Below are 14,721 nucleotides of genomic sequence, written 5' to 3'. Positions count from 1 at the left end.
GTATGGCATGCATTGTATTAAAACACCGGATGTTTATCGCATGTAAAAAGCAGGGCAGGATAAATCCCGCCCTGCCTGGTTTTATCACTGCAAAAACGTGGCGTTAGAAAGAATAGGAAACGCTGCCTACAATACTGCGCTCGGCGCCAAAATAGCAGAACTCCAGTGAATTACAGGCCGCAACATAACGTTTATCCGTCAGGTTATTTACGTTCAACTGGGCGCTAAGCCCTTTTAAACCGACTTTCGACAGATCGTAGCCTATCGCCATATCCACCAGCGTATACGAGGGCAGCGTGTGCGCATTAGCGCGATCGGAGGTGACGCCGTTGACATAACGCACGCCGGTGCCGATGGTCAGACCATCCAGCGGGCCATTTTTCACATCATAACTGGCCCAGGCGCTAGCCTGATTACGCGGCGCATAAACAGCGCGTTTTCCCTGTTCGCTCACATCATTGCTTTTCCTATAGCGGATATCCGTATAGGTATACGCGGCTTGCAGTCGCAGATTGTCAGTAATATGGCTAACGGCTTCCAGCTCCACCCCTTCCGATTCGATTTCACCCACGGAACGATAAGGGTCGGTCGGCTGATTTTTGGTTGCCACATTCTTCTGATTAATGCGGAATACCGACAGGCCGTACTGGCTTTGTGAACCTTCCGGCTGATATTTCAGTCCGGCTTCCCACTGCCTGCCTTTCATCGGTTCAAGCACATTGCCATCCTCTCCGATAAAGCTGGTCGGCGTGAACGCGGTAGAATAGCTGACGTAAGGAGCAAAGCCAGAATCAAACAAATAGAGTAATGCCGCCCGGGAACTAAAATTATCCTTGTCCAGCTCGCTACGTGCGCCATCGTTCTTGCTGATATTGGTCACTTTCACCTGATCGTGGCGACCGCCCAGCGTGAAACGCCAGCGCTCCCAGGTCATCTGATCCTGAACGTAAATGCCCGTTTGTTGCAGCTTGTGCTTCTCAAGCGTTGAGGGATACATGATCGTCGGCAATGCACCATAAACGGGATCGAAGGCATCAATACCCGGGAATGCGCCTGAAGGCCAGTCCACATCGTTATGGCGCTGCTGATAGTCGCCCCCCACCAACAGCCGGTGGCTGACAGAACCCGTATCAAAGCTGCCGTCAAGCTGGTTATCCAGCGTAAGCGCGGAAAGTGATTCACGCGATCCGGAGTAGTAACGATTTAATGTGTTGCCCGTACTCCAGCCGTATGCGTAGACCTGATCCAGATGGACTTTAGTATGCAGATAGCGCAACTTCTGGCGCACGGTCCAGCCGTTATCAAAACCGTGCTCGAAGTTGTATCCCACCATATTTTGCTTACGGTCATATTTCTCGTAATTCTCTTCACCTTCATAGAAATGGTTAGAGATTTTCTGACCATTATGGGCAATCACCGTACCTTCATACGGTAAACCCGAGTGGCTGCCACCTTCCGGATCGCGATGCAGGTAAGCCATCAGATCCAACCGGGTCTTATCAGAAATACGCCACGTCAAACCAGGCGCGACGGCGTAACGCGCTTCTTTCAGCGGCCCGAACTGGGTATCGGCATAACGCGTCATACCGCCGAGGCGAAATGCCAGACGATCATCATCATCCAGCGGTCCGGTGATATCAAATGCCGCTCCACGCTGCGCGTTATTACCGGCAAACAGTTTGATCTGTCCGCTGCGCTCAAACGATGGCAAACGGGAGTTCAGCGCCACAATCCCGCCCGGAGAAGCTCGGCCATACAACACAGATGCAGGCCCCCTTACGACTTCGATACTGTCCAGAAACCAGGGATCGACAACCAGAGAACTGTGGGAATTGGTATCTCCCATCATTTTCAGACCGTCAAGATAGACGTTATCCAGACTACCATCAGAAAAACCGCGCAGAACCATATAGTCAAAACGGTTAGAGGCGCCTATTTGGTTGCTGAACACGCCGGGCGTATAGCTCACGGCCTGTCGTACGCTGATCGCACCCTGCTCCTGAATCTGATCGCGCGTCACGATAGAAACGGCCTGTGGCGTTTCTATATCTGGCGTAACCAACTTGGTCGCACCGCTTTGCGTCTGAGAAGTCACCACCACCGTATCGTTTTTGGCAGAGGACGATGTCGTCGCTTCCTCTGCCATCGCTGATGCGCTGAAGCCGCCCGCGATACATCCCATCGCCAGCGCCAGCCGCGTTTTTCTGAACATGTCAATCTCCGCAAGATCTTTGTTGTAAATAAGAATTATTACCGTTCTTGCGGACGCCACCGCTATGCGCAATGACAATTTACGTATGCGCGGTGACAAAAGTGCTCAGCGCCGGGAACTCGGAGAGAAACGCATCACCTTCCTGCATCAGGAAACCCGAACATTCATGGAAAAAAGCAATGCAGAGGAAAGAAAACGGTCAAGAGAACCGTCTCAGGTATTGGTTCGAACAACGCTCGGCGCGAAACCGTAGCGTCGCCGAAATGCGGTGGCAAAATTGGTGGCATGCTGATAACCAGACATCCAGGCCGCCTGCTGGACGCTATAGCCCTGCTCCAGATAGCGGCGGGCCAGTTCCAGCCGGCAATCCCGCAGATAATCGAACACCGCGTGCCCGTAAGTCTGGCGGAATTTGGTTCTCAGGCTGCTGGGACTCATGGCAGCCGTTTGCGCCAATTCCTGCAACGTGTAGGATTTTTCAGGCTGTTGCCGTAATAACTGACGGACATGCTCCAGTCGATTTTGTTCGCCGGGCGAAAGCAATCCGCGGCGATCCCGTCCCATCAGATCCGTCGACAACCCCTGCCCCAAAAGCTGCAACATGACGCCTTCCAGCATAAACTGGCGCGATATCCCCGATATGTTACCGTCGAGCGCATATTGCAGGCCGGACAGGAGATGGTCTGGCACCTGCCACACAAACGCCGGGCTTTCACCGCGTTCCCATTCATGCAGCAAAGACGAAATCAGCGGTTGGGGCTGGAAACTTGCAGGATTAATGCCAAGCGTCAGGGTTTTAAGGTGATAATCCGCCTGGTGGCTGGCATTCATCACCAGTTGCTCACCCAACCGGGTACTGAACGCCATACCCGACTGTACGATAAACTCGCGATTATTCAGCCGGATGACCACCCGGCCTGCCAGCACGATCAGCGTATACAGCGGAGAGCAATGCAGCGAGGTGGATTCATAAGGTTGTAAAACCTGCACATTGGAATTCGTCAGACAGATGCCCGACGACAGCACCATCTCTTCAACGTTTCCCTGTACGACGGTACGCTTTTCTTTATAACGATCGCAGCTCCCTGCCAGCACGGGGAAATGGTAACGAATCCCATAGCGCTCGCCAAAATCAAAAAAATCTTCTATCGAAAAGTGGCGTTTCAACATCGCGGGAGAGTGTGCGTTCATCATATTTAGCATCAAACATCAGGCCAGACCAATCTGGCGAAAACAGTACCAGAGTCATGATTACGGTGCTCACCATATCATCAGCCCTTCCAGGCATCAATAATATTGATAAGCATTCTCATTATGGTGTTTTTATCATATGAAAAACCATCAGGTCACACTGGGAAAGTTTGGCGGCAACGGTGGTGCATAGTGCAGAATACCCCCTGCACTATGCAAAACAAGCTTATTTTTCGTACAGGATAAATCGCAGATTTTCGCTGTCAGGCGCAGACTTAATCCGCATCATATCCCAGATTGGGCGCCAGCCAGCGCTCCACCTCGTTTATATCCATCCCTTTACGCCGGGCGTAATCTTCTACCTGATCGCGTTGAATCTGCGCCACGGCAAAATACTTACTGTCAGGATGGCTGAAATACCAGCCGGATACCGATGCTCCCGGCCACATGGCATACGACTCCGTGAGTTTCATACCGGTATGTTTTTCGACATCCAGCAACTGCCAGATCTGCGCTTTTTCGGTATGGTCGGGACACGCCGGATAGCCGGGGGCAGGTCGGATCCCCTGATAGTTTTCACGGATCAATTCGCCGTTACTGAGATTCTCATGCGCGGCATAACCCCAATAAACTTTGCGCACCCGCTCATGCAGATACTCGGCAAAGGCTTCCGCCAGTCGGTCCGACAACGCTTTCACCATGATCTTATTGTAATCGTCATGCAAAGCATCCCATTGATCGGCCAGCGTATCTTCTTCCAGACCGCCCGTCACAGCGAATGCGCCAAGGTAGTCCGGTTTACCGCTGGACTTCGGCGCCACAAAGTCGGACAGGCAATAATTCGGGAAATCCGTTTTTTCTGTTTGCTGACGCAAATGATGACTGACTACCAGCACCTCATCACGTCGTTCGTCCGTATAGATCTCCACATCATCCCCGACCCGGTTGGCCGGAAACAGCCCGACCACCCCGCGAGGATTGAGCGAACCGTTTTCAGAGAGCGCGTCCAGCATGGCATTGGCGTCCGTAAACAAACGCCTGGCCTCTTCACCCACCACCTCATCTTCCAGAATACGCGGGTATTTCCCCGCCAACGACCAGGTCATGAAGAAGGGCGTCCAATCGATATAATTACGTAGCGTTTCGATGCTGGCCGTGACGGCTTGTACGCCCAAACGATGAACAACCGGCGGCGTGTAGTTTTCCCAATCCAGCGCGGAAGCGTTATCACGGGCGGCGTCCAGCGTAACCGGCGGCGTTCTGGGTTTTTTACGGGCGTGCTGAATACGTACCGTGTCGTATTCCTTGCGGGTGCGAGCAACAAAATCATCGTACTGAGTGTCGGATAACAGCGCCGAAACCACCCCTACCGAGCGGGACGCATTCTGCACATAGACCGTCGGGCCGCTATAGTTTTGTTCGATTTTCACCGCCGTATGGGCTTTAGAGGTGGTCGCCCCGCCGATTAACAACGGCATCGTAAACCCCTGACGCTGCATTTCCTTCGCCACGTTCACCATTTCATCCAGCGAAGGCGTAATCAAGCCGGATAACCCTATGATATCCACTTTTTCTTCCCGCGCGGTCTTCAGGATTTTATCCGTTGGCACCATCACGCCAAGGTCGATGATGTCGTAGTTATTACACTGTAATACCACGCCGACAATGTTCTTGCCGATATCGTGTACATCCCCCTTCACCGTCGCCAGCAAAATCTTTCCGGCCGTGGTGCCTTTGGCTTTACTGGCTTCGATATAAGGTTCGAGATAGGCCACCGCCTGCTTCATGACGCGGGCGGATTTCACCACCTGCGGCAAAAACATTTTCCCGGCGCCAAATAAATCGCCAACCACATTCATGCCATCCATCAACGGCCCTTCGATGACCTCAATGGGACGTGTCGCCTGCTGACGGGCTTCTTCGGTGTCCGATTCGATAAATTCGGTAATGCCTTTGACCAGCGAGTATTCCAGACGTTTGTTAACCGCCCAGCTTCTCCATTCAGCCTGCGGCTTGTTACTTTCGTCTTCTGACTTGCTACCACGGTATTTTTCGGCCAGATCGAGCATACGTTCCGTCGCATCATCGCGGCGGTTAAGGATCACGTCTTCAACGGCATCGCGCAGCTCAGCCGGAAGATCGTCATAGATCGCCAACTGTCCTGCGTTCACGATCCCCATATCCATGCCGTTACGGATCGCGTGATAAAGGAAAACGGCGTGGATGGCTTCACGCACCATATCGTTGCCCCGGAAAGAGAACGATACGTTGGAAACACCGCCAGAAATCATCGCATGAGGCAACTGGGCTTTGATGTCCGCGCAGGCCTCAATGAAATCCACCGCATAGTTGTTGTGCTCTTCAATCCCCGTCGCCACAGCGAAAATATTCGGGTCGAAAATAATGTCTTCCGGCGGGAAACCCACTTCTTCAGTCAGAATCTGATAAGCCCGGCGGCAAATTTCAATTTTCCGGGTTCGGGTATCCGCCTGCCCCACTTCATCAAATGCCATCACCACCACGGCCGCGCCATAACGCCGGACCAGTTTGGCGTGGTGAATAAAGGCTTCAACCCCTTCCTTCATGGAAATCGAGTTAACGATGCCTTTGCCCTGAATACATTTCAGTCCCTGCTCGACGACGGCCCATTTTGAAGAGTCAATCATGATCGGCACACGGGCAATATCAGGCTCGCCAGCAATCAGACTCAGAAAACGGATCATCGCGGCTTCGGCATCCAGCATGCCTTCATCCATGTTGATATCGATGATCTGCGCGCCGCTTTCTACCTGCTGACGGGCGACATCCAGCGCTTCATTATATTTTTCTTCTTTAATCAGCCGCTTGAATCGCGCAGATCCCGTCACGTTGGTGCGTTCACCCACGTTAACAAACAACGTATTGGCATCAATGTTCAACGGTTCAAGACCCGCAAGGCGGCAGGCAACCGGTATCTCGGGTAATTTTCTAGGTGCAACGCCTTCGACAACCCTGGCGATAGCGGCAATATGCGCCGGCGTGGAGCCGCAGCATCCCCCCACAATATTCAGAAAACCGGACCGGGCCCATTCCCCGATATGTTTCGCCATCTCTGCCGCATCCAGATCGTACTCGCCGAAGGCGTTAGGCAATCCGGCGTTCGGGTGCGCCGATACGTAGCATTCAGCGATACGCGACAGTTCCGCAACGTACTGGCGCAGCTCATCCGGCCCCAGCGCGCAATTCAGGCCAAAAGAAAGCGGGCGGGAATGACGCAGCGAGTTGTAAAAGGCTTCCGTCGTCTGGCCGGACAAAGTGCGTCCGGACGCATCGGTGATCGTGCCGGAAATCATCACCGGCAGTTCGATCCCCAATGCTTCAAATTCGCTTTCAACTGCAAATATCGCCGCTTTGGCATTCAGGGTATCGAAGATGGTTTCGATCATGATCAAATCAACACCGCCTTCGATCAACGCACGGGTTGATTCACGGTAGGCATCGACCAGTTGATCGAAGCTGACGTTACGAAAGGCAGGATCGTTCACGTCCGGGGAGATTGACGCGGTTCGGTTGGTCGGCCCCAACACGCCGGCGACATAGCGGGGCTTATCCGGCGTCAACGCGGTCCATTTATCGGCACAGGCACGGGCCAGCTTTGCCGCCGCCGTATTGATCTCCGCTGACAGAGACTCCATCGAATAATCCGCCATCGCGATCGTCGTGGCGTTGAAGGTATTGGTTTCGAGAATATCAGCGCCTGATTTCAGGTAAGCATCATGGATTTCCGTAATTACCTGCGGCCTGGTTAATACCAGAAGATCGTTATTGCCCTTAACGTCACTTGGCCAGTCGGCAAAACGCTCGCCACGATAATCTTCTTCCTGCAAGCGATAGCTTTGGATCATGGTTCCCATACCACCATCCAACACCATAATGCGTTGCGCCAACTGACGGCGCAATTCGTCTACCCGATTAATCACAATAACCTCATTCCCAATTCCCGGCCGATAGATAACCCGCCATATCCTAACATAAGTTGAGAATCCGCTAACGTCGCGCCACATGAGACTTTTTCAGGCAGAATGGTTATTTACGCATCAGAGAAAGAAGTGTTGCATTATTTGATAAAAAAACGAAAATCAATTCCATTATCACAATAGGGAATCAACGCTATGACGCCACCAGAGCCAGTCAAAAGAGGCAAAAAGCCCAGAGCCAGTGCCGCAACGCCAGCCCATGCCACTGGACAGGTACAGTCTCTGACGCGCGGTTTGACGCTATTGGAATATATCGCCAAAGCAAACGGCAGCGTCGCGCTGACCGATCTGGCCCAGCAGGCCGGATTACCCAACTCCACCACCCACCGTTTGCTTACCACCATGCAGCAACAGGGATTTGTCCGGCAGGTGGGGGATCTGGGGCTATGGACCATCGCCTCTCACGCTTTTATTGTCGGCAGCAGTTTTCTGCAAAGCCGTAATTTACTGGCAATTGTGCATCCTATCCTGAGAAAACTGATGGAAGTATCCGGTGAAACGGTCAATCTGGCCGTGCTCGATCGGGCCGATTGTCAGGCTATCATCATCGATCAGGTTCAATGTACCGCGCTGATGAGAATGTCCGCGCCGATTGGCGGCAAATTACCGATGCATGCTTCCGGGGCCGGCAAAGCCTTTCTGGCGAATTTACCAGAAAGTCAGGTAACCCAGCTGCTGCACAAAAAAGGGCTGCATGGTTATACCCCGCATACGCTGAACTCGCCGCAAAACCTGAAAGACAACCTGTCGCTGATCCGCAAACAAGGCTATTCCTTCGATGATGAAGAACATGCGCTGGGATTACGTTGCATCGCGGCCTGCATTCTGGATGAGCACCATGAGGCCTTTGCCGCCATCTCGATTTCCGGCCCGGTTTCACGAATTACCGATGACCGAGTGACCGAGCTGGGTGCGTTGGTGATTAAAGCCGCGAAACAGATTACCAACGAATACAGCGGCACACGCTGAGAGCTGAGATGGGGAACAGAGAACGCGACGTTAACGCGCCCCATCCGCTCGCGGTTTCAGGCGATAGCCTGCACGGCATTGCCTTCCGATGTTCGCTGACTAAAGCGCTGCCTGCGCCGATAAGCGTAGACATCTTCAATATGGCCGTCACGGATACGCTGCTGCAACGCCCGCCAGTAATCGGCACGAAACAGATCACCGTGCATTTCCTCAAATAGCGAGTGCAACTGGCGGTCGCTACACAAAAAATGGCGAAACTCTTCAGGAAATACATCGTTGGGCGCGACGCTATACCAGGGCTCTGCGGCCATCTCATCTTCGGGATAACGCGGCGGCGGAATATCACGGAAATTCACTTCGGTCATATAGCAGATTTCATCGTAGTCGTAGAACACCACCCGCCCATGTCGGGTTACACCGAAGTTTTTAAATAGCATATCGCCCGGGAAAATATTGGCGGCGGCTAACTGTTTGATCGCATTGCCATACTCTTCAATGACATCGTGTAGTTGCTGTTCTGTCACTTGTTCAAGATAAAGATTCAGCGGTGTCATTCGTCGTTCCATGTACAGATGACGAATCACGATCCGATCGCCCAGGTCCTCCAGTTTTTCTGCTACTTCGTGCTGTAGTTCCTCCATTAACTCAGGGCTGATACGGTGTTTCTCAATGACAAAATTTTCATACTCTTGCGTATCAGCCATTCGCCCCACGCGATCGTGCTCTTTTACCAGGCGATAACAGGCCATAACCCGCGCAGCGTTAACGTCTTTTTGCGGCGCGAAACGATCCTTTATCACCTTAAATACCCGATCGAACGATGGCAGCGTAAACACCAGCATCACCATACCTTTTACACCGGGCGCAATAATAAATCGCTCCTGCGATCCGGTAATGTAATGGAGATATTCGCGGTAATACTCCGTCTTACTGTGCTTCTGGCAGCCAATAGACAAATACAGCTCAGCGGTTGTTTTACCTGGAAGAATATCGCGTAACCAGGTCACCAGCGCCGATGGCAAAGGGGCATAGACCATAAAATAGGAACGGGCGAAACCGAATACGATGCTGGCTTCAGACTGGCTGGTCAGGCAGGTATCAATGAATACCGCGCCTTGTTCGTTATGGTGAATCGGCAACAGAAAAGGGGATACCCCCTCGGGCAATGACAATTTCCCCACTAGCCAGGCCGCTTTATTACGATAGAACAACTCATTGGCAACCTGTAGCGTTGCCTGAGAGAGCTGTTCTGTCGAGAAGGTGCGCTGAAGATAATTCATAATGTATGAAATATCCCTGGGCAGATTTTCCCACGGTAAACGCAGAGGTAAATCCCCTAATAATCTTGCCAGCATTGCCCGCCAACCATCGGAGGGGAGAAACGTACGCGCAATAGGACGAGGGATCTCCCGGAAACGTCTTTCTGGCTGGGAGCTGAAAACAAATAATTTATCGGGAGTGAGTTCCCGATGGTTAAACAGTCGACAATAAACTGAATTGAAAAAGCTTTCTGCAATTTCAAAGCGCGGATAATCAGGCAACAGCTGCGTGTAGATCTGCTTTACCCGGCCGAGGAAATCCGCGTCATAACATCGCTGGCCGGAAATGCAGCGCAACTGTTCAACCACCAACCCAACATGATGATCGTAAAGATGGATACGTTGCTTCATGGCCTGTTGTACCGCTGGCCAGTCCGCTTGCTCGAATCGCTGCTGCGCCCCTGAAGTGACCTCCAGAAAACGACCGTATTGCGCATCAAACCCCTGCAAAATCGTCTGTGCCACCAGTTGTTCAAGGTCACGAACCATCATTCATGCTCTCCACATGCGGCTCGGCCAGCACCAGTCTGGCCGTTTGGTCTCAGAATTGCTGCTCTTCCGTCGATCCCGTCAAGGCAGTGACGGAAGACGCTCCGCCCTGAATAATGTTCGTCACCTTATCAAAATAGCCCGTACCGACTTCCTGCTGATGCGATGAGAAAGTATAACCATCCTTTATCGCGTCAAATTCCGGCTGCTGTACTTTCTCGACATAATGCCTCATGCCTTCCCCGCGAGCATAAGCATGGGCCAGATCGAACATGTTGAACCACATACTGTGGATCCCAGCCAACGTAATGAATTGATACTTGTAACCCATTGCCGACAGCTCATCCTGAAAGCGTGCAATCGTGCGATCATCCAGATTCTTCTTCCAGTTAAAGGAGGGAGAACAGTTATAAGCCAGCAGCTTACCGGGATATTTAGCGTGAATCGCCTGTGCAAAACGACGCGCCAGTTCCAGATCAGGCGTGGAAGTTTCGCACCACACCAGATCGGCATAAGGCGCATAAGCCAGACCACGACTGATAGCCTGTTCTACGCCGGCACGGGTGCGGTAAAAGCCCTCCATTGTTCGCTCACCGGTAATAAACGCTTTGTCATATTCATCACAATCAGAAGTCAACAGGTCCGCAGCATCAGCATCGGTTCGCGCTACCAGTAACGTCGGCACCCCCAGCACATCCGCAGCTAAACGGGCGGCGACCAGTTTCTGAATAGCTTCCTGGGTGGGCACCAGGACCTTACCGCCCATGTGCCCACACTTTTTGACGGAGGCGAGCTGATCTTCAAAATGAACCGCCGCCGCCCCCGCTTCAATCATCGACTTCATTAGTTCAAAGGCATTCAGCACGCCGCCGAACCCCGCTTCCGCATCGGCGACAATCGGCAGAAAATAATCGGTATAGCCTTTATCACCCGGCTCGATTTGATTGGCCCATTGAATCTGATCGGCTCGCCGGAACGTGTTATTAATTCGTTCAACCACCGCCGGCACCGAGTTAGCCGGATACAATGACTGATCGGGGTACATACTGGATGCCAGATTCGCATCGGCAGCAACCTGCCAGCCAGAAAGATAAATAGCCTCAATTCCCGCTTTTGCCTGTTGCAAAGCCTGTCCACCAGTCAATGCGCCCAGACAATTGATATAGTCTTTACGGGACTCGCCATGTAGCAGTTTCCATAATTTGGCGGCCCCCAACTGCGCCAGCGTACATTCAGGGTTTACCGAGCCACGTAAATTAATCACGTCTTCAGCCCGGTAAGGACGGGTAATGCCTTCCCAGCGAGTACTTTTCCATTCCTGCTCAATCTGTTGAATCTGTTGGGTACGAGAAGTCGTCATAGCTGCGATTCCTTTTTATTATCAGTCAGAATTAGTCAAGCAATGCATAACCAGGTAACGTCAGGAAATCGATCAATTCATCCTGCGTCGTGATTTGTTCCATCAGTCGGGCAGCGTCATCAAACCGACCACCGCTGAACCGTGCGTCTCCCAATTCCTCCTGGATCACCAGCATCTCTTCAGCCAACATCTGCTGAAACAGCGCTTTGGTAATCGTTCGTCCGTCACTCAAGGTTTTTCCGTGATGAATCCATTGCCAAATTGAAGTACGCGAAATCTCAGCGGTCGCCGCATCCTCCATCAGCCCGTAAATTGGCACGCAGCCATTACCCGAGATCCAGGCTTCGATGTACTGCACCGCGACGCGAATATTGGCGCGCATACCGGCTTCGGTTCGTTCACCGGGACACGGCTCCAGCAATTCCCTGGCACCGATCGGCTCATCGTTCTCACGCCGAATGTCGAGCTGGTTTTGACGCGTCTCAAGCACCCGATCGAAAACGTCCATTACCGTATCCGCCAAGCCGGGGTGGGCAATCCAAGTGCCGTCGTGACCGTTTCTGGCTTCGAGTTCCTTATCTTTACGCACTTTGTCCAGCACCCAGGCATTCCGATCGGGATCCTTACTGGGGATAAAAGCCGCCATTCCCCCCATTGCAAATGCTCCGCGGCGGTGACAGGTTTTGATCAATAATCTCGAGTAGGCATTCAGGAAAGGTTTCTCCATCGTCACTGACTGACGATCGGGCAGGACACGGTCGGGATGATTTTTCAGCGTTTTGATATAGCTGAAAATGTAATCCCAACGGCCACAGTTCAATCCAACAATATGATCGCGCAAATGGTAAAGGATCTCGTCCATCTGGAAGACGGCTGGCAGCGTTTCAATCAATACGGTGGCTTTAATCGTTCCTCTCGGAAGCACAAAACGATCTTCAGCATAGCAAAAGACCTCGTTCCACCATGCCGCCTCTTGCCACGACTGCATTTTTGGCAAGTAAAAGTAGGGGCCGCTGCCTTTCGCCAGTAGTTCTCGATAGTTGTGAAAGAAGTAGAGAGCAAAATCAAACAGACTTCCGGAAATCGCTTCGCCTTGAGCCGTCACATGTTTTTCAGGCAGATGCAAGCCGCGTACACGACAGATCAGAACGGCAGGATTTGGCTTTAACTGATAAATCTTTCCCGTCTCATTGATATAAGAAATCGTTCCTCGTATGGCATCACGCAGATTAAGCTGCCCCTCTATCACCTTGTCCCAGCCAGGAGAAAGAGAATCTTCAAAATCAGCCATAAAAACCTTTACGTTGGCATTCAATGCATTGATAACCATCTTGCGTTCAACAGGGCCGGTAATTTCAACACGCCGGTCTTTCAGGTCATCAGGAATGCCGCGGATTTTCCAGTCATCATCACGAATGGAAGCGGTTTCCGAAATAAAATCCGGCAGTTGACCATGATCAATCTTGCGCTGCTGCACCTGCCGTTCAGCCAATAGCTGATTCCGTGCAGATGTAAAACGCCCGACTAATTCAGTCAAGAAATCAACGGCTTCATTCGTGAGAATTTGTCTTTCAACATCCCCAACACGCTGACTGAACGCCAATTCTCTGCTTATTGTCTGTTGCGTCATTTCACTATTCCTTTTCAGAATCCTCGTAGCTAATCGACCTATCTGGTCGGCAGATGCGATATGAACATTTCTTAACCGACAGTTTTAAGCGTAATCCAATTAAATAAAAAATCAAAAACTATTTCCATTTTAAAAAATAAATTGATTTAATTAATTGATATATAAATACATTAATTTATAAAAATAAAAGAAAGCACTTTCATAAATTGGAATGATGAGAAAGATGAAAACAAAAAAGGCGCCTGAAAAGGCGCCTTGAAGAGCAATGGAGAGCGATTATTCCAATGTCGGATTCATACGACGCAAGTCGTATGGTGTGATCTGATAAACGTAGTAGTTCAGCCAGTTCACAAACAACAAGTGGCCATGACTGCGCCAGGTTGCTTTTGGTGCAATCTGCGGATTGTTGTCAGGAAAATAGTTCACTGGAACAATCGGCTCCAGGCCTGCGTCGTAGTCACGGAAAAATTCATCCGCCAAAGTATGCGCATCGTACTCAGGATGGCCGGTGACAAAAGCCAGACGTTTATCCTTACTGGCAAACAGGTAGGCTCCAGCCTGTTCGGACTCAACCAGAATATCCAAATCGGTATACTGGCGAATGACCTCTGTTGGAAAATCCGCATAGCGGGAGTGTGGCGCTAAAAAGGTTTCATCAAAACCGCGAGTCAGCAATGCATGCGGCTGCAAGGTTTGATGTGAATAAACACCCGACAGCTTTTCCTGACGAGTCATCTTAGGAATGTCATACAGAATATTCAATGCTGCCTGCACGGCCCAGCATACAAACAGCGTTGAGGTGACATGCTCTTTTGCCCATGCGATGACACGCTCTATTTGTGGCCAATAAACCACATCACAGAAATCGACCAACCCTAATGGCGCCCCGGTAACAATCAAGCCGTCAAAATTTTCATCCTGAATATCGTCGAAGTTACAGTAGAAAGTATTCAGATGTTCAGCTGGCGTATTCTTTGACTCACGGCTATCTATGCGCAACAGTTGAATGTCGATCTGTAATGGAGAATTCGATAGCAGACGTAGAAACTGATTTTCCGTTTCGATCTTTTTAGGCATCAGGTTCAGCACCAGCACTTTCAGAGGACGAATTTCCTGCGTTTTAGCACGCGAGGAAGTCATCACAAAGACGTTCTCGTTGCGCAGAAAATTGACGGCTGGTAACTCATCAGGAACCCGGATTGGCATGACCTTACATCCTCACAGTATACGTTTATATGTTTATACGTTTAGACTTCTAGATGCCCGAAAAGATAGCGAGTTTTTATACGAATGTCGAGCGATCACTGACTAAGGTGAAAATGTTTCATCACTATTCAAAATAAGTTTATGCACTTTTAGTATATGCAGAGATGAGCTATTGCCGAAAGAAAACAGAAAGACGGTAAAGGTAAGTTTAATCAGTCGGTTATATAAGATTCGAGATAAAACCAATCTCATTGCCTTACAGAAAGCATGTGATAAAAAATGAATGGGGCTACAACGCAAAAAGCCCCCGTCTTTCGACGAGGGCTTCT

At 51.0% G+C, this 14,721-nt stretch carries 8 protein-coding genes; 1 reads left to right on the top strand and 7 read right to left on the bottom strand.

The genetic code is table 11. The annotated features are described in order from the left end of the window. Positions 1 to 103: 103 nt before the first annotated feature. The 3 genes from foxA to metH form a co-directional block, all read right to left on the bottom strand. The gene (gene foxA / locus DDT52_RS19765) at positions 104 to 2,212 is read right to left on the bottom strand and encodes a ferrioxamine B receptor FoxA (protein ID WP_136157868.1); all 2,109 of its coding nucleotides are present in this window, start codon (positions 2,210 to 2,212) and stop codon (positions 104 to 106) included. A 213-nt stretch (positions 2,213 to 2,425) separates the two neighbouring features. After that, the gene (locus DDT52_RS19760) at positions 2,426 to 3,382 is read right to left on the bottom strand and encodes a helix-turn-helix transcriptional regulator (RefSeq protein ID WP_136157888.1); all 957 of its coding nucleotides are present in this window, start codon (positions 3,380 to 3,382) and stop codon (positions 2,426 to 2,428) included. 296 nt (positions 3,383 to 3,678) lie between these two features. Continuing rightward, entirely contained in the window at positions 3,679 to 7,362 is a 3,684-nt protein-coding gene (gene metH, locus DDT52_RS19755; RefSeq protein ID WP_136157867.1) for a methionine synthase, read from the bottom strand. Positions 7,363 to 7,554: 192 nt separating this feature from the next. On the opposite strand from metH, the gene iclR reads away from it, so the two are divergent. Next, a complete protein-coding gene (iclR, locus tag DDT52_RS19750) occupies positions 7,555 to 8,388 on the top strand; it encodes a glyoxylate bypass operon transcriptional repressor IclR (RefSeq protein WP_136157866.1) in 834 nt (277 codons plus the stop codon). Between the two features lie 56 nt (positions 8,389 to 8,444). Here iclR and aceK read toward each other — a convergent pair whose 3' ends face one another. From aceK to metA, 4 genes are all read right to left on the bottom strand, one after another. Beyond that, positions 8,445 to 10,196 (bottom strand): bifunctional isocitrate dehydrogenase kinase/phosphatase, encoded by a 1,752-nt coding sequence (gene aceK / locus DDT52_RS19745; protein WP_136157887.1) that lies wholly within the window; start codon positions 10,194 to 10,196, stop codon positions 8,445 to 8,447. A 52-nt stretch (positions 10,197 to 10,248) separates the two neighbouring features. Further along, positions 10,249 to 11,556 carry an isocitrate lyase gene (gene aceA, locus DDT52_RS19740; protein ID WP_136157865.1) on the bottom strand — a complete coding sequence of 436 codons (1,308 nt, stop codon included), beginning with the start codon at positions 11,554 to 11,556 and terminating at the stop codon, positions 10,249 to 10,251. 31 nt (positions 11,557 to 11,587) lie between these two features. Further along, entirely contained in the window at positions 11,588 to 13,186 is a 1,599-nt protein-coding gene (gene aceB, locus DDT52_RS19735; RefSeq protein WP_136157864.1) for a malate synthase A, read from the bottom strand. A gap of 276 nt (positions 13,187 to 13,462) precedes the next feature. Continuing rightward, on the bottom strand, positions 13,463 to 14,392 hold the full coding sequence (metA, locus tag DDT52_RS19730) for a homoserine O-acetyltransferase MetA (RefSeq protein ID WP_136157863.1): 930 nt from the start codon (positions 14,390 to 14,392) through the stop codon (positions 13,463 to 13,465). Between the last annotated feature and the right edge of the window lie 329 nt (positions 14,393 to 14,721).

Source organism: Brenneria roseae subsp. roseae (genome assembly GCF_003115845.1).
In the GTDB taxonomy this organism is placed as follows: domain Bacteria; phylum Pseudomonadota; class Gammaproteobacteria; order Enterobacterales; family Enterobacteriaceae; genus Brenneria; species Brenneria roseae.
This window is presented reverse-complemented; position numbering and strand designations above follow the sequence as displayed.

Excerpts from the sequence above, each read along its gene's own strand:
- metA (WP_136157863.1), bottom strand. The coding sequence starts at position 14,392 with ATGCCAATCCGGGTTCCTGATGAGTTACCAGCCGTCAATTTTCTGCGC.
- foxA (WP_136157868.1), bottom strand. The coding sequence starts at position 2,212 with ATGTTCAGAAAAACGCGGCTGGCGCTGGCGATGGGATGTATCGCGGGC.
- DDT52_RS19760 (WP_136157888.1), bottom strand. The coding sequence starts at position 3,382 with ATGTTGAAACGCCACTTTTCGATAGAAGATTTTTTTGATTTTGGCGAG.
- iclR (WP_136157866.1), top strand. The coding sequence starts at position 7,555 with ATGACGCCACCAGAGCCAGTCAAAAGAGGCAAAAAGCCCAGAGCCAGT.
- aceB (WP_136157864.1), bottom strand. The coding sequence starts at position 13,186 with ATGACGCAACAGACAATAAGCAGAGAATTGGCGTTCAGTCAGCGTGTT.
- aceK (WP_136157887.1), bottom strand. The coding sequence starts at position 10,196 with ATGGTTCGTGACCTTGAACAACTGGTGGCACAGACGATTTTGCAGGGG.
- aceA (WP_136157865.1), bottom strand. The coding sequence starts at position 11,556 with ATGACGACTTCTCGTACCCAACAGATTCAACAGATTGAGCAGGAATGG.